Raw genomic sequence first — 18,957 nt, 5'->3', positions numbered from 1 at the left:
GTGCGGCGGCGGCGCGGGCCTAGCGTGGCCGTATGCGCGTACTGGTCACCGGCGGTGCCGGGTTCATCGGGTCCCATGTGGTCGCTGCCCTGCGGGAGCGTGGGCACGAGGCGGTCGTGTTCGACGTGCGGGAGGAGCGCGGGGCCGACGTGCGGGATCCGGTGGCCGTACGACGGGCCCTGGCCGGTGTGGACGCCGTGTGTCACCAGGCCGCGATGGTCGGGCTCGGGGACGGGGTCGCCGACGCGGCGGAGTACGTCTCGCACAACGACCTGGGCACCGCCGTGCTGCTCGCCGCCATGGCGGAGACAGGCGTCAGGCGTCTCGTGCTGGCCGGGTCGATGGTGGTCTACGGGGAGGGGCGCTACGCGTGTCCGCGGCACGGGGTCGTGCGGCCCGGGCCGCGTGCCGCCGCCGACCTCGACGCGGGCCGGTTCGAGCCGCCGTGCCCGGAGTGCGGGGCGGACCTCTCCCCCGGGCTGGTCGGCGAGGACGCCCCGGCCGATCCCCGGAACGTGTACGCCACGACCAAGCTCGCCCAGGAGCATCTCGCCGCCGCGTGGGGCCGCTGCACGGGCGGGTCGGCGGTGTCCCTCCGCTACCACAACGTGTACGGGCCCGGCATGCCCCGCGACACCCCGTACGCCGGTGTCGCCTCCTTCTTCCGCTCGGCGCTGGCCAGGGGCGAGGCACCGCGCGTGTTCGAGGACGGCCGGCAGCGGCGGGACTTCGTGCACGTGCGGGACGTGGCGGCGGCGGTCGCGGTGGCTCTGGAGACGGAGTCCGAGCGGGGTGCGCTCACGACCTACAACACCGGCAGCGGCGACCCGCACACCGTCGGCGAGATGGCCCGGGCCCTGGCCGCCGCGTACGGCGGGCCCGAGCCGGTCGTCACCGGCGAGTACCGGCTCGGGGACGTACGGCACATCACCGCGGACTCGTCGAGACTGCGGGACGGGCTGGGGTGGAAGCCGGCGGTCGGCTTCGAGGAGGGCATGGCGGAGTTCGCCCGGGCCGGGATGCGGGACTCGTAGGAGCCGCCCCCGGGACCCGGCTCGCGAAAGACCGGTGGTGCTGCCCGCATCAGGAAGCGGCGGCGGGCAGCACCACCTCGAAACGGCAGCCGCCGGGGATGTTGCGAACGGTGGCCCTGCCCTGGTGCGCCTCCACGATCCCCCGGACGATGGCGAGACCCAGGCCCGCGCCGGCCGGGGGTGTCCGGGCGTGCGTGCCGCGCCAGCCGGTGTCGAAGACGCGCGGCAGGTCCTCCTCGGGGATGCCGCCGCAGGCGTCCGTCACCGACAGCACCACACCCTCGGCCGTGCGTTCGGCGGCGATCGCGACCGTGCCGTCGGCCGGGGTCCGGCGGATTGCGTTGACCAGCAGATTGCCCAGGACCCGGCTCATCTCCTTGCCGTCCACCTCCACCGGCACCTGCTCGACCCGGCCGCCCACCAGCCGCACCCCGTGTTCCCGGGCGAGCGGATCGGCTCCCGCCAGCGCGTCGCCGACCAGGTCGTAGAGGGAGAGCCGGGTGGGGGTGAGAGGGAGGGTGCCGGCATGGATGCGGGAGAGTTCGAAGAGGTCGCCGACCATGTCGTTGAGGCGTTCGACCTCGGTGCGCATCTGCTTCAGATAGCGGTCGGGGTCGGCGGCGACGCCGTCCTCCAGGGCCTCCGACATGGCACGCAGGCCGGCCAGCGGGGTGCGCAGGTCGTGCGAGATCCAGGCGACGAGCTCGCGCCGGGAGGTCTCCAGCGCGCGTTCCCGCTCCCGGGATTCCGCGAGGCGGGCGCTGGTGGCCGCCAACTCGCGGCTCAGCGACTGAAGTTCGGCGGTCGTCGGGCCGTCGGGGGCGGCGAAGCTCCCGCCGTCGCCGAACGACCGTGCCGCGACCACGAGTTCGCGGCTGCGGGCCACGACCCAGCGGCCCAGGAGGAGAGCGGTGGCCATGGAGACCACGGCCGCCATGGCGACGACGGTCGTGACGACGGTCAGGTCGTGCGAGTTCAGGAACATCGCCCATGCCACGGCCAGCGTGCCCGCGAGCATCGCGACGATCCCGACCGCCGAGACCACCGCGAGCGAGGCGGTGAGCGAGCGGCGCCGGATCAGGCGCAGTACGGCCGCCCCGGCCAGCCCGGTGGCGGCGGCACCGGCGAAGGCGTAGACGGCGATGAGAAGGGTGTCCCGCATGCTCACTCACCACCCGGTTCGAAGCGGTAGCCCACGCCCCACACGGTCTGGATCAGACGGGGCCGGGCCGGGTCGTCCTCGACCTTGCCCCGCAGGCGGCGCACGTGGACCGTGACGGTCGACAGGTCGCCGAAGTCCCACCCCCACACCTCGCGCATCAGGTCCTCGCGGCCGAAGGCCCGGCCCGGGTGGCGCAGGAAGAAGGAGAGCAGGTCGAACTCGCGGAGGGTGAGGGCGAGTTCGGTGCCGTCCTTGGTGGCCCGGCGGGCCCCCGGGTCGACGCTCAGGCCGGCCGCCCCCAGCCGGTGCCCGGGGGCGGCGGGCCTGCTGCGGCGCAGCACCGACTCCACGCGCAGGACCAGCTCGCGCGGGCTGAAGGGTTTGGTGACGTAGTCGTCGGCACCGACCTCCAGGCCGAGGATGCGGTCGTCCTCGTCGCCGCGGGCGGTGAGCATGATGACCGGGACCGGCCCCTGCCCCCGCATCCGCCGGCACACCTCCAGGCCGTCCATCCCGGGCAGCATCAGGTCGAGGACGACCAGGTCCGGCCAGTTCGCGGCGGCACGGGTGAGGGCCGCCGGGCCGTCGTCCGCGCGGTCGACGACGTAACCGGCGCGGTCCAGGTACCCGGCGACGACCTCGGCGACGGTCGGGTCGTCGTCGACGACCAGGATCCGCGGGGGCCCGTCGGGGGTCTCCTCGTGCTGATGGGGCTGCTGCATGCCTCCAGCCTGGCACCGGGCGCCCGCCGGTGCCGTGCGTCGGAGGCTCCGGGCCGCTGACGTCCGCGTTTCGTAAGGAGCAGAAGTCCGCTATGCCGGTTTCGCGTTCGTAGGGTGAGACCGTGACGACGATTCCTTCGGACGTCGACGTGGTGCTGCCCTGCCTGAACGAGGCCGAGGCCCTGCCCTGGGTCCTCGAACGGATCCCGCCGGGCTGGCGCGCACTCGTCGTCGACAACGGTTCCACTGACGGCTCGGACCGGGTCGCCCGCGCGTTCGGAGCGACGGTCGTGAGCGAGCCGCGCCGGGGCTTCGGCGCGGCCTGCCACGCCGGGCTGGCCGCCGCCACCGCCGACGTGGTGTGCTTCTGCGACTGCGACGCCTCCCTCGACCCGTCGCTCCTCGTCCCCTTCGTCCGCGAAGTGCGGGACGGCGAGGCCGACCTGGTGCTCGGGCGACGGCGTCCGCAGGGCCGGGGCGCGTGGCCGGCGCACGCCCGGGCCGGCAACCTCGCGCTCGCACGGATGCTGCGCCGCCGCACCGGGCTGCGGCTGCACGACCTCGGTCCGCTGCGCGCCGCCCGCCGCGAACCGCTGCTCGCCCTCGGCCTCACCGACCGGCGCAGCGGCTATCCGCTCCAGATGGTGGTGCGCGCGGCCGACGCCGGCTGGCGGATCGCCGAGCACGACGTGCCCTACCTGCCGCGCACCGGGGCCTCGAAGGTGACGGGCACGTGGCGCGGCACCTGGCAGGCCGTACGGGACATGAGCCGCGTCCTGGCCGAAGCGCCCGGTGAGGCCACGACCGTCGAAGGGTGCGCACGGTGACCACGCTCCTCGTCATCGCCAAGGAACCGCGCCCCGGACGGGTCAAGACCCGGCTCACGCCGCCGTTCACGCCCGGGGAGGCGGCCGAGCTGGCCGAGGCGTCCCTCGCGGACACCCTGCACGCCGTGGCGGCCACGCCCGCCTCCCGGCGCGTCCTCGTTCTCGACGGTGCTCCCGGCCCCTGGCTGCCGCCCGGCTTCGACGTCGTACGGCAGTGCGCGGGCGGGCTGGACGAGCGGCTGGCGGACGCCTTCGCGCGCTGTGACGGCCCGGCGCTGCTCATCGGCATGGACACCCCGCAGGTGACACCGGAGCTGCTCACCGTGGACTTCTCCGACTGCGACGCCCACTTCGGCCCGGCCGAGGACGGCGGCTTCTGGGCCCTCGGCCTGGCGCACCCCGACCCCGCCCTGCTGCGGGGCGTCCCCATGTCCACGTCCATGACGGGCGCGGTTCAACGGAGCCGGCTCGTCACGGCCGGGCTGCGGGTGCATGACCTGCCCCGCTTGCGGGACGTCGACACGGCCGCCGACGCCCACGCCGTCGCCGCGCTGGCCCCGCACGGGACGTTCGCGGCCAGGCTGGCCCGCTACCGGACGGCGAAGCGCCCATGACCACGGCGCCCGCGGCCTGGGCCGCCGCCGACCCCTACGCCACCGCCCTGCGCGCGGGCCGAGGCCCGCTGTTCCTGCGCCGCGCCGACGGCTGGCTGCTGCCGCTCGACGTCGAACGCTGGTGCGCGCACGCCGACCCGGTCGACCGGGACGTACTGGACCGGTGCGAGGGCAGCGTCCTGGACGTCGGCTGCGGGCCCGGCCGTCTGGTCGCGGAACTCGCCGCCCGTGGCCGGACCGTCCTCGGCATCGACGTCAGCGAGACCGCAGTCCACCACGCCGTACGGATCGGGGGCCAGGCACTGCGGCGCTCCGTCTTCGACACCCTGCCCGGCGAGGGCCGGTGGGGCACCGTCCTGCTCATGGACGGCAACATCGGCATCGGCGGCGATCCGCGCGCCCTGCTGGACCGGGCCGCCGAGCTCCTCTCTCCCGGCGGCCTGCTGATCGCCGAGACCGCGCCGGTGGACATCGACGAGTGCGCCGAGGTGCAGGTCGTCGACGTCGTCCACAGCTGTGGACCGGGCGGTGCGTTCCCCTGGGCGCGGCTCGGCACCCCGGCCCTGCTGCGGCACGCCCGCCGGGCGGGGTGGCGTGCCGCCGGTCAGTGGGCGGCCGGCGGGCGCTGCTTCGCCGCCCTGCGCAGCTCCAGCGCCAGCAGCAGCGCCGAGGCGCCGAAGAGTACGGCGGTGATCAGCAGCCAGCGGGCGAGGAAGCCGTCCGGCGAGAGTCCGGTGCCCAGGCGGTAGCGCCGGTCCACCCTCCCGCTGATCAGCGGGAACCACACGAGCAGGAGCAGGCCGGACAGGGCCGCCGGGACGCGGACGTACATCGTCCACTCCCGGCGGCGGACCGCACCGAGCCCTCGTACGACCGCCCGGTCCAGGGCCGCGTACAACGGCAGCAGCACGAGGTCGTGCACCAGTGCCGCGCCCACGAACCACAGGGCCACGCCGAACCAGTCGTCCGCGAGGAGCCGCACCCCCGCGTAGGCGGCGAGCGCGAACGAGCAGGCGAGCAGCAGAAGCTGGAAGGGGCTTCCGAGGGGGATCCGCGGCCGTCGCATCACAGCTCTCCGAACGTCATCCGGGCCACCCACTTGGTGTTGAGCACACCGGGCGCCGCGGGCACGATGATCCGCGCCGGGTATCCGTGGTCGGGGGACAGGTCCTCGCCGTTGACGTACAGGGCGAGCAGGGAGCGCGGGTCGGCCACCTGGTTGGCGCGCAGCGCGGCCTTGCGGAAGGCGCCGCGTGCCTGAAGGGACTCGACGAACACGTCCGGCGGATCGTCGTCGTACCCGACGAGCGCCGCGAGGTCGCGCAGCCGCACCCCGCGCCACCACTGGTCCGACGTCGACCAGCCCTCCACACAGGCGATGGGCAACGCCGAGCTGTGCAGGGCGAGTCCGGCGAGCTGGGCTCGGCTGAGGCGGACGGTGCCCGTCCGTCCTGTCACGACGAGCCGCCACACGTCCTCGCCCGTCCCGGCCGCGTCGATCCCGGCGTACGCGGCGGTCTTGTTGATCTGGAACCCGTTCGGGCCGCTGCCGGGATCGTCGCCGCCGTGGGGCGCGAGGAGGGCGGTGCGCCGCAGCGGACCGTCGAAGCCCTGCCCGGCCGTCGTCGCGAACAGCAGCAGCGAGCCGCCCCCGACGAACCACAGGGCACCCCGCCGGGAGACGGTCGGCTCGGCGGGACGCGGCGTCACGAGGTCGTTCCTCTCCTCCCGCAGCTGCCGCAGATTGCGCAGGGCCGTCGGCATCTTCAGCAGGGCGTGGGCGACGAACGCGGCGAAGAACACCCAGGCCCCGTAGAAATGCAGGGTGTAGAAGGAGCCCGGGAAGACGTAGTCCAGCTGGATGTTGAGGACACCCGTCACGAACTCGAACAGCGCGCCCCCGACCAGGAGCAGCAGCGAGATCCGCTCCAGCGCGTGCGCGAGCGAGCGGACCGGCGGCAGCGCGAACAGCCTCGGGATCACCGACCACAGCTTGGCCAGCAGCACGGGGATCAGCGTGATGCCGAGCGTGACGTGGACGCCCTGGTTGAGCCGGTACAGCCAGTGCGGGTCCGTCGGCCAGGAGAACAGGTAGAAGCCGAGGATCCCCTTGTCGGGGGTCTTGTCGTTCACCGGTGACAGGTTCGGGTTGTAGGCGGCGTAGGACACCAGCCCCGTCACGAACAGCACCGTGATCCCGCCGAGCAGGACGACGCCCAGCACCGAGGTGAACCAGGGGCCGCGCAGGGGGCTGCGCCAGAAACCCGGAGACGAAGGAGACCGTGTCATGGCCCGACCGTAGGCCCGGCCCACCCCCGAAAAGGCCGCGCGACCGATGACGAAACGCTGACATCCGGCCCGGACGGAGGTACTTCCCCCATCACCCGGCCTAGCGTGCGGATGTGACCCGCCCCCTCCTCCGCGATCTGTACGCCGCTCTGGCAGCCGCCCTCCTCGTGACGGTGGCCGTACTGGCCGGCCGGCACATCCAGGACTCCCACCACACCTTGTTCGTCAAGTGGCCTCCGGTGCTGGCCACTTGGTACCCCCATGTCGGCCCCGGCACCCCGGCCGCCCTGCTCGTGGCGGCGGCCGTGGTGGCGTACGGCCCCGCCCTCGCCCTCAGGCTGCCCTGGCGCGCCCTGCTCGCGACGGCATGGGCGACGGCAACGGCCTGGATCGCCTCCCTCGCCCTGGTCGACGGCTGGCAGCGGGGCATCGCGGGCCGGCTCGCCACCCGCCACGAGTACCTCCAGGTCATCGACCGCTTCGACGACATCCCGGCCGGCCTGCGGGACTTCACCCACCACATCCTTCTGGAGTCTCCCGACAACTGGCCCGCCCATGTCGCCGGCCACCCGCCCGCGGCCACGCTCACCTTCGTCCTCCTCGACCGGATCGGGCTGCGGGGCGGCGGCTGGGCCGGGGTGTGGTGCGTCGCCGTCGGTGCCACGGCATGCGTGGCCGTGCTGGTCGCGGTACGGGCACTGGCGGGTGAGAGCCTCGCGCGACGAGCGGCGCCCTTCCTGGTCCTGGCCCCGGCCGCGGTGTGGATGGGCACCTCGGCCGACGCGTACTTCGCGGCGGTCGCGTCATGGGCCGTGGCGCTGCTGGCCCTCGCGGTCAGCGGAAGGCCGGCGACGGGGGTCCCCCCGCTCGAGCGGAGCCGAGAGTGGGGAAGGGCGGCGGCGGCCGGACTCCTCTTCGGGCTCACCTGCTACCTCTCCTACGGCCTCACCCTCGTCGCGCTCATCGGCGCGGCGGTACTGCTGCTCGGCCGGCGGCGGGTCCGGGAACGGCCGGTGCTGCTCGTGGCGCTGCTCGCCGGCCTGGCCGTGGTCCCGGCGGCCTTCACCCTCGCCGGGTTCGACTGGTGGGAGGCGTACCGGCTCCTCGTCACGCGCTACCACCAGGGTGTGGGCGGTATCCGCCCCTACGGCTACTGGGTGTGGGCGAACCTCGCCTGCGCGGTCCTGATCACGGGCCTGGCGACGGCACCGGGGCTGCGGCGGACGGGTGCCGTACTGCTCCGGCGGCGCACCGAACCTCCCGGGCACGTCCGCCTCGCCCTTCTCGTGTCCGCGGCCCTCCTCGCCCTCCTGGTCGCCGATCTGTCCGGCATGAGCAAGGCCGAGACGGAACGCATCTGGCTCCCCTTCGCGGTATGGCTGCTGCCGGCCTGCGCGTTCCTCACCCGTCCCCGCGCCTGGCTCGCGACCCAGGCGGTGCTCGCGCTCCTCCTCAACCATCTGCTGCTCACCGGGTGGTGACCGGGGACGGCCCTTCCCGCACCGCGTGCAACACGGCCGTCGGCCCGGGGCGCGGATCTTCGGCATGACCGGCCGTCCGATGCGCGGCTGGGTCGTGGTGAACGGCGCCGCTGGTCCGCCGCGTCCCCTCCTCGCCGAAACTCAGGCGTTGGTGAGCATGCCTTCGCGCAGGCGGGCCAGAAGGCGGGAGACCAGGCGCGAGACGTGCATCTGGGAGCAGCCGAGGCGTTCGCCGATCTCCTTCTGGGTGAGCTCCTCGACGAAGCGCCAGTGCAGGATCCGCCGGTCGCGTTCGCCGAGTTCGGCGATCATCGGTGCCAGGGCGTGGAAGTCCTCGACCAGTTCGAGGGCGGTGTCCTCGGTGCCGATGAAGTCGGCCAGGACCGTTTCGCCGTCCTGGCCGGTGTTGATGGCCGCGTCCAGGGAGGCGGAGTTGTAGCCGTTGGACGCCAGACGGGCCTCGCGGACCTCCTCTTCCGGCAGGCACATCAGTTCGGCCAGTTCCTTGGTGGTCGGCGTGCGGCCCAGCCTGCTGCGGAGTTCCTCGGTGGCGCGGGTCAGCTGGGCACGCGCCTCCTGCAGGCGCCGGGGCACGTGCACGGCCCAGGAGGTGTCGCGGAAGAACCGCTTGATCTCTCCGACGATGTACGGCACCGCGAAGGAGGTGAACTCGACCTCGCGGGTCAGCTCGAACCGGTCGATGGCCTTGATCAGGCCGATCATGCCGACCTGGACGATGTCCTCCATCTCGCCCGGACCGCGGCTGCGGAACCGGCCGGCCGCGTAGCGGACGAGGGACATGTTCATCTCGATCAGCGTGTTGCGCGCGTACTGGTACTCGGGTGTCCCCTCCTCCAGTACGGCGAGCTGGTCGAAGAACACCTTCGACAACTCCCGTGCGTCCTTGGGCGCCACCTTCGAGGGGTCCGCTATGTCCGGCAGGCCCGTGGTGGTCTCAGCGACAGCGTGCACGGTTGTCGTCATGATCAGTTCTCCCAGTCGGCCGACCCAGCGGTTGTCGGCCCGGGCCGACGAAGCGGCGTGTACCCCGTTCTTCGCCACGCACGCCCGGGGCGGCGGACCTTGCGTTACTGGCACCCGGAGGCCGGAGGATCAGGACAGGCCGCGGAACCGCCGGCGGCCTCGCCTGTGTGCGCACCGCAGCCAGCGGCGGGACCGACGGCCCGCAGCCGTCGAGTTGTCCGCGCTCTCCCCCGAGATTGTCCGTGCTCGGTAACGGACGGATCCCGTGGCCGCCGCTTCTCGTCATGCCAGTTGGTCGCACGGTGACCGGGCATCGGCGAGGAACTGCGGGAAGCGGGGCGGACATGGCGCGGCACGGCGGCGGGCGGGGCTGGTACGGCAAGGTGGTCGGGGCGGCGCTCGGGGTGACGCTGCTCGCCACCGGTGCGTCGGTGTGGACCGCGCAGGCCGGTGCCACGGACGGCTCGTCGCCGAAGGCGAGCGCGTCGGCCACGCCCGGCGGTGACGTCAAGCCGGTCGCGGTGGGCATCGCGCACGCCTCGGACAAGGGAGCGCGCGGCGTCAACATCACCATCGACGACGGCCCCGACCCCGTGTGGACCCCTGAAGTGCTCGACGTGCTGCGGGAGTACGGAGTGAAGGCCACGTTCTGCATGGTGGGGACGCAGGCACAGGCCCACCCGGACCTCGTGAAGAAGGTGGTCGCGGCCGGGCACCGGCTGTGCGACCACTCGGTGTCGCACGACACCACCATGGACAAGAAGTCCGAGGCCTACCAGGCGCGGCAGATCCTCGATGCCGAGCGCATGATCACCAGGGCGTCCGGGGGCGTCCGGCCGATGTACTACCGGGCGCCCGGTGGGGCCTTCACCCCCTACAGCCGCAAGCTGGCCGCCTCCCGGGGGATGCGCCCGCTGGGCTGGAACGTCGATTCCAAGGACTTCGAGCGGCCGGGCACGGAGGCCATGGTCGCCACCGTCGAGCGGGAGCTGCCGAACGGGCCGACGATCCTCTTCCACGACGCGGGCGGCGAACGCTCCCAGACCGTCGAGGCCCTGCGCCGGATCCTTCCCTGGCTCAAGGAGCAGGGCTACTCCTGCGGCTTCCCGGTGCGCTGAGGAACACGGCCCGCTCTCGATGGACACAGAGGGCCTACGCGCCCGAGCGGACGGCGAGAGCACCTTCTGTCGCCATGGGGCGTCGCGGCCGTCCTCCCCGGCGCCCTCGCGTGGCCGGCCTGACACGCCTCAGCCGGCGGCCTTGGCGATGATGCGAGTCATCTCCTCCTGGCCGAAGGCCCGCAGGGTCGTCGTGCGGACGTTGCCCACTCCGCCGAGCTGCAGGAGAGCCGCGGTGGCGGTTTCGTCGTCGGGCGCTTCGACCACGGCCATGAGGTCGTACGGGCCGACGGTCCAGTAGAGGGTCAGAAGCTTTGCCCCGAGCTTCTGGACCCCCGCGGCGAAGGCATCGGCACGCTTCGCGGTGTCCTTGTAGTTCCGGATCCCTTGATCGGTCCAGTTCAGCAACGTGACATATGTCGGCATGATCTTTTCACCTTCGTGAGGAAACGCATCGCGATACCGATTCTGAACAGAAGGCGTGAAACACGCTCAATATGCGCACCCGAAGTGGGTAAGACGAGCGTGACAACCCTCGTTCAGGTGATTTTCGTCAAGTAAGCCCCTTGGCTGGACTTACTATCCCGTCTCGTGACAGACAGGCAGACCCTGAGCACGACCGACGTGGTCGTCCTCGGGGCCGGACCGGCCGGGCTCGTGCTCGGGAATCTTCTTCAGGAGCGGGGGGTCGACTGCGTCGTCCTGGAGCGGGCCGAGCGGGCGTACGTCCAGACGCGGGCGCGAGCCGGGTTCCTGGCGGCCCATACCGTGCGGATCCTGGAGCGGCACGGGCTGGCCGAGGGGCTGCTGCGGCGGGGGCGGGCGCACAGTGTGTGTGAGTTCCGCAGCGCTGACGGCCGGTTCCGGCTGGATTACGGGGCGCTCGGGCAGGGGGAGCGGCATACCGTCTATCCCCAACAGCAGCTCGTCACCGATCTGCTGACGCGGTTCCTCGCCTCCGGCGGACGCGTCGAATTCGGCACGGAGGCCGTCGCCGTCCTGGACGCCGACACCGACCGGCCCGCGGTGACCGTGCGCGGGGCGGACGGGCGGCCCGGCCGGTGGCGGGCGCGGTATGTGGCCGGGTGCGACGGGCGGCACGGCGCGGCCCGGCGGTCGCTGCCGGCCGGCTCGGTGCGCCGGTACCACTGCGACCACGGCGTGACCTGGCTCGGGCTGCTCGCCGAGGCGCCGCCCAGTCTGGACGCGGTCGGGTACGCCGTGCACGAGCGGGGGTTCGCCGGGCACATGGCGCGGACCAGTGAGATCACCCGCTACTACCTGCAGTGCGAGCGCGGTATCCCGGCCGACGCCTGGTCCGAGGAACGGATCTGGGACGAGCTGGAGCTGCGGATGCGGGGAGCGGAGTACGGTCCGCTCAACCGTGGTCGTGTCGTGCGGCGGGGCGTCGTCGACCTGGAGTCCGATGTGCTCGAACCACTGCGGCACGGCTCGCTGTTCCTCGCCGGCGACGCCGCCGGGCTCGTCAGCCCCTCCGCGGCCAAGGGCGCCAACCTCGCCGTCCTCCAGGCCGAGATCCTCGCCGGCGCCCTGGTCGACGACCTTCTGCACGGCGACTCCGCGGGGCTCGACGCCTACTCCGCGCGGTGCCTGGCGTACATCTGGCGTGCGCAGGAGTTCTCGCACTGGATGATCCGGCTGCTGCACGGCTCGTACGGCACGTCCGACGGCCGTTCCCTGTTCCACGACTCCCTGCGGCGCTCCCGCCTCGCTTCGCTGCGTACGTCGCGCAGCCTCCAGGACTGGTTCGCCGAGCACTACGTCGGCGTCTGAGGTCCGGCTTTCCGCGTTCCCCTCCCTCCCCCTCGTCATCCCAGATCTGAATGAGGATCCCCGCAATGATCACGACGTTGTCGGGCGACACGTCCCGCCTGCTCGCGACGGTCGACTTCGTCAGGGAGCAGGACACCGCCGCCCTGCTCCCGCTCCTGTTCCCCGGGCTCGACGGTCCGGAGCTGCGGTCTCTCGTGGAGCACTGCCGTTTCTCCCATGCCGCGCTGCTCGTCTTTCCGTCGGACGAGGCGGAGTTGCGCGCCATGCTGAGCGCATGCGGACTCGTCGCGGGCCCGCCGGCACGGCCGAGTGTCGTCGTACGCGAGCGACTGGCCGTACGGCATCGGCGGCCGGCGGCCGAGCTGGACGTCGGGATCCTGCGCCCCGCGGTGGCCGGCACGGACGGGGAGCACCGTACGGTCGAGGTGTTCGCGCTGACCGTGCCGCCGGGGTCGGGGCTGGAGGAGATCGCAGCGTGCGAGCGTGAGCGGCAGTACGAGGCGCACGTCGCCTTCGAGGTCGTGGCACCCGATCCGCTGGTGCTGCGCGGCCTCGCCTCGGCCTTCGCGCGCCACGGAGCCGTCCCGGACGGCGGCGGCCACAACCCGCACGAGAACGGCACGGTCTTCTACTTCGGCGTGTCCGCCGAGGCCAAGGCCGGGTACCGGCGGGTGGAGCTGTACGTCCCCGGCGACCACCGCGACGTGCTCGCCGACCACCTCGACGGGCATCGCACACGACAGCCCGCCGGAACGCTCCTGCGCCTGCTCACCGGGGCGTGGACGACCCAGGCACTGGCCACGTTCGCTCAGCTACGGGTGCCCGACGCCATGGACGGCGAGCGAGGGATCGCTGTCACGGAGCTGGCGCGGGCTGTCGGCGCGCGGCCGGGGAATCTGGCCACGCTGCTGCGCTATCTCGCGATGCTGGGCGTGGTGGAGGAAGGGCACGCGGGCTTCCGGCTCACCGGGCTGGGCGCGCTGTTGCGGGCCGGGGCCCGGGGTCGATGCGGGCGCTGGCGCTGATGTACGGCGGGCCGTTCTATCGGTCCTTCGCCGGGCTTGAGCACACCGTACGTACGGGACAGGTCGCCTTCGAGCACGTCTTCGGCGAGAACCACTTCGACCATTTCGCCCGCGATCCGCGCCTCGCGGAACTCTTCGACCAGTCCATGGCCGCGGGATCCGCCATGTTCGATCCGGTCCCCGCGCATCCGGCGCTCGCCGCCGCGGCCGAGGCGCCGGCCGGCGGCACGGTGGTCGATGTCGCGGGTGGCAACGGGGAGCTGCTCGGGCGCGTCCTCGCCGCGCACCCGCGTCTGCACGGAGTGCTGCTGGAGCGTCCGCACGCCGTCGAAGCCGCTCGCATGCGGCTGGAGGAGGCGGGTCACGGTGGGAGGTGCGACTTCCTGGCCGGGGACTTCGCGGACGTGCCCGGGGGCGGTGACGTCTACGTCCTGTCCCGCGTCCTGCACGACTGGGACGACGAGCGCTGCCGCGAGATCCTGCGCCACTGTGCCCGTGCGATGCCCGATCACGCCGATCTGCTCGTCGTCGAGCGCGTCCTGCCCTCCGACGGATCGGTCTCGCTGGCGACCGCCTGGGATCTCCACATGATGTGCAACGTCGGCGGGCGGGAACGGCAGGCCGGTCACTACGGCCGCCTTTTCGCCGACGCCGGCCTGGCCCTGGTGAACCGGACTCCGCTGCCCCTGGACGGCAACGTGCTGCACGTCAGGAAGGCCCGGCCGGCCTCGGACCCCAGCCGCCGCTGACACCGAGGTTGGGGGCTTCGACGGGCCGAGTCGCATACAACTCGCCTCCACGATCGCCCGTTCGAGGGACCGTTGACCTTGACCGGGGTGCTCAACGGACGTCCTGGCGGCGGAGACGCCACTATGAGTCCAAGCAGTAACGAGGACCAGGAGGTACCGCAATGACTGTGGCTCCAACTCGCTCTGTAGTCTCCATCGCCCGCCCGAGGAACTGGGCGGCCCTGCTCATCGTCATCGTGATCGTCTATGCGCCGGCGGCGCAGGTCCAGGACATCCTGACCGGCCTGACCGCTCTGTCAGCGGTGCTCGTCTCGGGCTCGGCGGTGCGGGCCATGGCAGAACGGCAGCGGGAGCTGACCGTCTGAGGACGGGCCGGGCTCGATTCTCGGCCAGACCGAAGGGCCGGACCACACGGTGGTCCGGCCCTTGGAGCGTGACGAACGGCGGGCGGCTACCGGCTCAGTGGCCGGCCGCGCCGGCGTCACTGAGGTAGTTCACGATCGATGTCCTCTCGGCGGCCCTCCTCCAAAGGGTGACGGAGGGCGCAGAGGAGCTTGGAAGAGGGTGTGAAGTGAGGGCGAGATCGAGTGGTGAGAAGGGGGAGCGTGATGTGGCTGCGCGCTCCTGGAAGTTGTCCCCGGTGCTCAGCCCGAGAAGGGGACCGCGTCGGCGGCGGACGTGTGCCAGCTGGTGACGACCGGCTTGTCGACGACGTACGAATCGACCTTCAGGGACTCCGGGTTCGGGTCGTCGTCGGCGACGGAGACGATGAGGCTGTCCAGCTCCTTGCCGCCGTCCTCCTTGGTGGTCTTCGGGTTGACTCCGGCGTAGGCGGTGACGCCTGCGCGCAGTGTGATCGGCTGACCCGCCGACTGCTCCGCCGGCCCGGCCTGCGTGCCGTCCGATCCGAAGGCCACGACCGGCAGCTCGGCGGGCAGGACGCAGGTGATGCCGGACTTGGCCGTGGCCTTGATCAGGAAGTAGCCGCCGGCCTGGGACTCGGAACTCACGCTCCAGGAGATGTCGTTGGTACCGCAGCTCTGCCCGTAGCCGCTCTTGTCGCCGGCCGAGTCGCCGTCGGCCGAGTCGCCACCGCCCGTACCGGACTTGTCCGACGAGCCGCTGCCGGCGGCCGCGCCGCCGGAGGACTTCGACGTGTCCGAACCGCTGCTGTCGCCGCCGCTGGACGCCGTCGGGCTCGCCTGGCCGGAGGATGCGGCCGGGGAATCCGACGCCGACGACTCGTCACCGCCCCCGCACGCAGTCATCAGCAGGCCCGAGCCGATCACGGCGGTGACGGCGAGAGCGGTGCGCAGACGACGGTTCATCGCGGAAATCCTCCAAGGAACGACAAATGCGGGACACCAAGTGATTGGTACCGCGCGTTTACGATCATCAAGACGGTCGCTCCCGGGCTCCGGTTCACGCCGTCTCATGTCCCGGACATCGCTGTCACGCGCCTGTGACACAGCCTCAGATGTGGCGGCGTGGGGACTCCGGCTCGCTCAGTTCGGCGGTGAACTGGGCGCCGGCCAGCAGCGCCAGGTTGGACAGCCACAGCCAGACGAGGAAGACCACGACTCCGGCGAGGGAACCGTAGAGCCTGCTGTAGGTGCTCAGTGCGGAGGCGTAGAGGGCGAAGCCCGCGGAGACGGTGAGCCACAGGGCGGCTGCCAGGGCTCCGCCGGGGAGGCTGTGGCCGCGGGTGCGGGCCGCCCGGGGACCGGTGTGGAAGACGATGACGACCAGCAGGGCCACCACGCACAGCAGGAGGGGCCAGCGCAGCAGGCTCCAGGTCCACGCGGCCATCGCGCCGAGGCCGAGATAGCGGCCGACGCTCTCGGCGGCGGGGCCGCTCAGCAGCAGGACGAGGGAACCGAGGACGAGCAGACCGAGCAGGGCGAGCGCGGTGAGCAGGATGCGGTGCGCCTTGCGCCAGGGCGAGCGGCTGTCGGCCACCCGGTGCATACGGTGCAGGGCCCTGCGGAAGACCGCGAGGTAGCTGGAGGCGGACCACAGCGCGCTCACGATGCCGCCGAACAGCAGGGTCCAGACGGCCGAACCGTCGTGCAGGGTGCGGGACAGCACGTCGTGCAGCGGGGCCCCCGACTGGCCGGGCGCGTAGGCGGTGACGTGCGCGATGAAGGCCTCGGCCGTGCCCGGGCTGATCAAGCCGAACGCGATGGCCGTGACGAGCAGGGCGGGCAGCACGGCCAGGATGGCGTAGTAGGTGAGGGCGGCGGCGAAGTCCGACACGTCGTCGTGCCACATCGACACCGGGGTGCGGCGCAGGGCGGCCGCCCAGGGCCGGGCGGGCCGGTCGCCGAGCCCGGGGGTGGTGCCGGTGGCCGGGGGTGGGCTGCCGGGGAGTGCGGTTCAGCGGACATGGGGGGCCTGACGTGCGGACGTGCTGAGGCGGACGGGGGTACGTACGGACACTGTAGGCGGCCGGTGCGACCGGGAGATGTCGTGGATACGCGGCCGGGCTCCGCGGGGAACCTCGGGGGCGACGGGGCAGCGGGGGGCGGGGCGGCGGCGGGGGCGGGGGCGACGGGGGCGGCAGGATCGCCCAGTCCCTGATGCCGGCGGATGCGCGATCGATCGCCGCGCCTCCGACCGCGATGACAGGGCCGGCCTGCGGACGCACACCCACCGACACGAGTCCGGCGACGGCGAGCGCCGGGCAGTCCGCCGGAACGCCGCTGAACGTACCGAGCGCGCCAGGCGCCGGCCGCAGCGGGGATGCGGGAGTGGCGGGGTTTCCTCTCGTCCTGCGTCACGTGGGGAATCCGGGGCCCTGGGAGCGGGGCGGATCCGCTCCGGATTCCCAGGCCGCTCCGGCATCCGTACGGCGTCCGCGCCCGGAAGTACCTGGTGGCGGCCCGGTCCAATCCGCTCGCGCGGCGGCTCCGGATTACGTGCGAGACCCACGTCGGAGTCCGTGTCCGTGCCCAGGTCCGACCAGGAGGAGAGGCGATGTCACAGGTGCCGGGAAACGCCGCGCGCGAGCGGCGCCGCACGGCCGTGATCGGCAGCGGGGTGGCGGGCCTGACCGCCGCGTACGTGCTCGCCCACGCGCATCACGTCACGCTCTTCGAGGCCGACGACCGGCTCGGCGGGCACGCCCACACCCACGAACTGGCCTCGCCCGGCGGCGCGACGTACCGCGTCGACTCCGGCTTCATCGTGCACAACCGCCGCACCTACCCGAACCTCCTGCGCCTCTTCGGCGAGCTCGGCGTCACCACGCAGGAGTCGGAGATGAGCATGTCGGTGCGGTGCGAGGGCTGCGGTCTGGAGTACGCCGGTGCCCGTGGCCCCGCCGGACTGTTCGCCCGGCCCCGCAACGCCCTGCGCGGGGCCTATCTGCGGCTGCTCACCGAGGTGCCCGCCTTCCACCGGGCCGCACGGCGGCACCTCGGGCGAGGGGCGGGGCAGGACCTCACCCTCGGGGAGTTCCTGGACGCCGAGGGCTTCTCGCCCTACTTCCGCACCCACTTCATGACGCCGCTCGTGTCGGCGGTGTGGTCCTGCGACGCCGGCAGCGCGCAGCGCTACCCGGCCGCCCATCTGTTCCGCTTCCTGGAGCACCACGGGCTGCTCTCGGTGAGCGGATCTCCCACGTGGCGCACCGTCACCGGCGGCTCCCGCTCGTACGTCGAGCGGGTGGCGGCCCGGCTGGACGAGGTGTGCCTCGCGGCTCCGGTCCGGGCCCTGCGGCGGCATCCCGACGGCGTCGGCCTCACCACGGCCGACGGCACCACACGGTCGTACGACTCGGTGGTCGTCGCGACGCACCCCGACCAGGCCCTGCGGCTGCTGGCCGATGCCACGCCGCAGGAGAAGGAGGTGCTCGGCACCTTCCGGTACTCCCGCAACAGCACGCTCCTGCACACCGACACCCGGCTGCTGCCGCGTGCGCGCGGGGCGCGGGCGTCGTGGAACTACCTGATGCCGTCGTGCGGGGCAGGCGCCGACCGGGTGCGGGTCAGCTACGACATGAACCGGCTGCAGCGGCTCGACGCCCCCGAGACGTTCGTCGTCACCCTGGGCGGCGAGGACCGTGTCGATCCCGACCTGGTGCGCGCCCGCATGGTCTATGAACACCCCGTCCACACCCCGGAGTCGGTGGCCGCCCAGCAGCGGCTGCCCGAACTGGCGGGGCCCGTCACGGCGTTCGCGGGCGCCTACCACGGCTGGGGTTTCCACGAGGACGGCTGCCGGTCCGGGGTGGCGGCCGCCGCGGCACTGGGGGTGCGCTGGTGACGACTCCCGCACTCATACCCGTACCGGTGCCGGCCCCCGCCCTCTACCGCTGCGCGATCGCCCACGTACGCACCACGCCCCTGCGGTACGCGCTGCGCCACCGCACCTACATGTGGCTCGTCGACCCCGACCGGCTCCCCGAACTCCCCCGCGTACTGAGCCCGTTGGCGCGCTTCGATCCGCGCGACCACTTCTCGGGGGAGCACCCCTCCATCCGCGCGGGGCTGGACGCCTTCCTGGCCGGCCACGGGGTGCGGCTGGACGGCGGCCGGGTCGTGATGCTCACCCACGCACGGGTGTTCGGGTACGTCTTCAACCCGCTCACCGTCTACTGGTGCCACGGCCCCGACGGCACCGTGCGCTGCGTGGTCGCCGAGGTCCACAACACCTACGGCGAGCGTCACTGCTATCTGCTGCGCCCCGACGCCTCGGGGACGGCGGAGGTGGGCAAGGAGTTCTACGTCTCGCCGTTCTTCCCGGTCGACGGCCGCTACCGCATGCGGCTGCCCGCCCCCGGGGCCCGACTCGACCTCACCGTGCACCTGGAGCGGGAGGGCGGCAGGCCGTTCACCGCGACCGTGCGCGGGGCCCGTCACGAAGCCCGTACGGGAACACTGCTGCGGCTGGCGCTGCGCAGGCCCTGGTCCACGCTCGCCGTGTCCGCGGCCATCCGTCTGCACGGCATCCGTCTGTATCTGCGCGGACTGCCCGTCCGGCCCCGACCCGATCGCCCGAGCGCCGACCACCAGGACAGCCCCGACGACCAGAACAGGGAGAACCCCGCATGACGACAGCCGAGCTCCGACCCGGCGACACGGGGCGGACCGAGGCCGTGCCCCCCGGTGCCGACGCCGATGCCGAGACCATGGCCGAGACCGGTGCCGAGGCCGAT

General features: G+C 72.8%; 19 protein-coding genes. 12 read left to right on the top strand and 7 right to left on the bottom strand.

All coding sequences use genetic code 11. The annotated features are described in order from the left end of the window. Positions 1–32 precede the first annotated feature (32 nt). Positions 33–1,034, top strand: coding sequence for an NAD-dependent epimerase/dehydratase family protein (locus tag ACQEV8_RS23130; RefSeq protein WP_432963176.1), 1,002 nt, complete (start codon positions 33–35; stop codon positions 1,032–1,034). Positions 1,035–1,083: 49 nt separating this feature from the next. On the opposite strand, the gene ACQEV8_RS23125 is transcribed toward ACQEV8_RS23130, so the two are convergent. Both ACQEV8_RS23125 and ACQEV8_RS23120 read right to left on the bottom strand, forming a co-directional pair. Beyond that, positions 1,084–2,196 carry a sensor histidine kinase gene (locus ACQEV8_RS23125; RefSeq protein ID WP_432963173.1) on the bottom strand — a complete coding sequence of 371 codons (1,113 nt, stop codon included), beginning with the start codon at positions 2,194–2,196 and terminating at the stop codon, positions 1,084–1,086. Between the two features lie 2 nt (positions 2,197–2,198). Then, on the bottom strand, positions 2,199–2,918 hold the full coding sequence (locus tag ACQEV8_RS23120) for a response regulator transcription factor (RefSeq protein ID WP_432963170.1): 720 nt from the start codon (positions 2,916–2,918) through the stop codon (positions 2,199–2,201). A 122-nt stretch (positions 2,919–3,040) separates the two neighbouring features. Between ACQEV8_RS23120 and ACQEV8_RS23115 the strand changes: the two genes are divergently transcribed. Genes ACQEV8_RS23115 through ACQEV8_RS23105 form a run of 3 tightly spaced genes read left to right on the top strand, consistent with a single transcriptional unit; the run spans position 3,041 to position 5,108 of the window. Then, entirely contained in the window at positions 3,041–3,745 is a 705-nt protein-coding gene (locus ACQEV8_RS23115; protein WP_432963167.1) for a glycosyltransferase family 2 protein, read from the top strand. Beyond that, a complete protein-coding gene (locus ACQEV8_RS23110) occupies positions 3,742–4,359 on the top strand; it encodes a TIGR04282 family arsenosugar biosynthesis glycosyltransferase (protein ID WP_432963164.1) in 618 nt (205 codons plus the stop codon). Before ACQEV8_RS23115 ends, ACQEV8_RS23110 begins: the two co-directional genes overlap by 4 nt. Continuing rightward, the gene (locus tag ACQEV8_RS23105; RefSeq protein ID WP_432963161.1) at positions 4,356–5,108 is read left to right on the top strand and encodes a class I SAM-dependent methyltransferase; all 753 of its coding nucleotides are present in this window, start codon (positions 4,356–4,358) and stop codon (positions 5,106–5,108) included. The genes ACQEV8_RS23110 and ACQEV8_RS23105 overlap by 4 nt, the downstream gene beginning before the upstream one ends. Before the next feature lie 316 nt (positions 5,109–5,424). Here ACQEV8_RS23105 and ACQEV8_RS23100 read toward each other — a convergent pair whose 3' ends face one another. After that, on the bottom strand, positions 5,425–6,648 hold the full coding sequence (locus tag ACQEV8_RS23100) for a molybdopterin-dependent oxidoreductase (RefSeq protein ID WP_432963158.1): 1,224 nt from the start codon (positions 6,646–6,648) through the stop codon (positions 5,425–5,427). 113 nt (positions 6,649–6,761) lie between these two features. Here ACQEV8_RS23100 and ACQEV8_RS23095 point away from each other — a divergent pair, with 113 nt between their 5' ends. Beyond that, positions 6,762–8,129: a hypothetical protein gene (locus tag ACQEV8_RS23095; RefSeq protein ID WP_432963155.1), complete on the top strand. Its 1,368-nt coding sequence runs from the start codon at positions 6,762–6,764 to the stop codon at positions 8,127–8,129. A gap of 141 nt (positions 8,130–8,270) precedes the next feature. On the opposite strand, the gene ACQEV8_RS23090 is transcribed toward ACQEV8_RS23095, so the two are convergent. Continuing rightward, positions 8,271–9,113 carry an RNA polymerase sigma factor SigF gene (locus tag ACQEV8_RS23090; protein ID WP_432963152.1) on the bottom strand — a complete coding sequence of 281 codons (843 nt, stop codon included), beginning with the start codon at positions 9,111–9,113 and terminating at the stop codon, positions 8,271–8,273. 344 nt (positions 9,114–9,457) lie between these two features. Between ACQEV8_RS23090 and ACQEV8_RS23085 the strand changes: the two genes are divergently transcribed. Beyond that, the gene (locus ACQEV8_RS23085) at positions 9,458–10,231 is read left to right on the top strand and encodes a polysaccharide deacetylase family protein (RefSeq protein WP_432963149.1); all 774 of its coding nucleotides are present in this window, start codon (positions 9,458–9,460) and stop codon (positions 10,229–10,231) included. 129 nt (positions 10,232–10,360) lie between these two features. On the opposite strand, the gene ACQEV8_RS23080 is transcribed toward ACQEV8_RS23085, so the two are convergent. After that, a complete protein-coding gene (locus ACQEV8_RS23080; RefSeq protein WP_432963146.1) occupies positions 10,361–10,657 on the bottom strand; it encodes a GYD domain-containing protein in 297 nt (98 codons plus the stop codon). 165 nt (positions 10,658–10,822) lie between these two features. Between ACQEV8_RS23080 and ACQEV8_RS23075 the strand changes: the two genes are divergently transcribed. The 4 genes from ACQEV8_RS23075 (at position 10,823) to ACQEV8_RS23060 (ending at position 14,164) form a co-directional block, all read left to right on the top strand. Then, positions 10,823–12,025 carry a 4-hydroxybenzoate 3-monooxygenase gene (locus ACQEV8_RS23075; RefSeq protein WP_432963143.1) on the top strand — a complete coding sequence of 401 codons (1,203 nt, stop codon included), beginning with the start codon at positions 10,823–10,825 and terminating at the stop codon, positions 12,023–12,025. A 65-nt stretch (positions 12,026–12,090) separates the two neighbouring features. Continuing rightward, on the top strand, positions 12,091–13,050 hold the full coding sequence (locus ACQEV8_RS23070; RefSeq protein ID WP_432963140.1) for a methyltransferase family protein: 960 nt from the start codon (positions 12,091–12,093) through the stop codon (positions 13,048–13,050). Beyond that, positions 13,032–13,799, top strand: coding sequence for a methyltransferase (locus tag ACQEV8_RS23065; protein WP_432963137.1), 768 nt, complete (start codon positions 13,032–13,034; stop codon positions 13,797–13,799). The genes ACQEV8_RS23070 and ACQEV8_RS23065 overlap by 19 nt, the downstream gene beginning before the upstream one ends. A 161-nt stretch (positions 13,800–13,960) precedes the next feature. Next, positions 13,961–14,164: a hypothetical protein gene (locus ACQEV8_RS23060; protein WP_432963134.1), complete on the top strand. Its 204-nt coding sequence runs from the start codon at positions 13,961–13,963 to the stop codon at positions 14,162–14,164. A gap of 279 nt (positions 14,165–14,443) precedes the next feature. On the opposite strand, the gene ACQEV8_RS23055 is transcribed toward ACQEV8_RS23060, so the two are convergent. Both ACQEV8_RS23055 and ACQEV8_RS23050 read right to left on the bottom strand, forming a co-directional pair. Further along, positions 14,444–15,127 (bottom strand): DUF4232 domain-containing protein, encoded by a 684-nt coding sequence (locus tag ACQEV8_RS23055; RefSeq protein ID WP_432963131.1) that lies wholly within the window; start codon positions 15,125–15,127, stop codon positions 14,444–14,446. A gap of 145 nt (positions 15,128–15,272) precedes the next feature. Continuing rightward, positions 15,273–16,070, bottom strand: coding sequence for a YihY/virulence factor BrkB family protein (locus ACQEV8_RS23050; protein WP_432963128.1), 798 nt, complete (start codon positions 16,068–16,070; stop codon positions 15,273–15,275). Between the two features lie 705 nt (positions 16,071–16,775). Here ACQEV8_RS23050 and ACQEV8_RS23045 point away from each other — a divergent pair. Together ACQEV8_RS23045 and ACQEV8_RS23040 are read left to right on the top strand one after the other, a co-directional pair. Next, positions 16,776–18,065: an NAD(P)/FAD-dependent oxidoreductase gene (locus ACQEV8_RS23045; RefSeq protein WP_432963125.1), complete on the top strand. Its 1,290-nt coding sequence runs from the start codon at positions 16,776–16,778 to the stop codon at positions 18,063–18,065. Next, on the top strand, positions 18,062–18,853 hold the full coding sequence (locus ACQEV8_RS23040) for a DUF1365 domain-containing protein (protein ID WP_432963122.1): 792 nt from the start codon (positions 18,062–18,064) through the stop codon (positions 18,851–18,853). Before ACQEV8_RS23045 ends, ACQEV8_RS23040 begins: the two co-directional genes overlap by 4 nt. Positions 18,854–18,957: the final 104 nt, after the last annotated feature.

Source organism: Streptomyces sp. CA-179760, from assembly GCF_050937045.1.
Taxonomy (GTDB): Bacteria; Actinomycetota; Actinomycetes; order Streptomycetales; family Streptomycetaceae; genus Streptomyces.
This window is presented reverse-complemented; position numbering and strand designations above follow the sequence as displayed.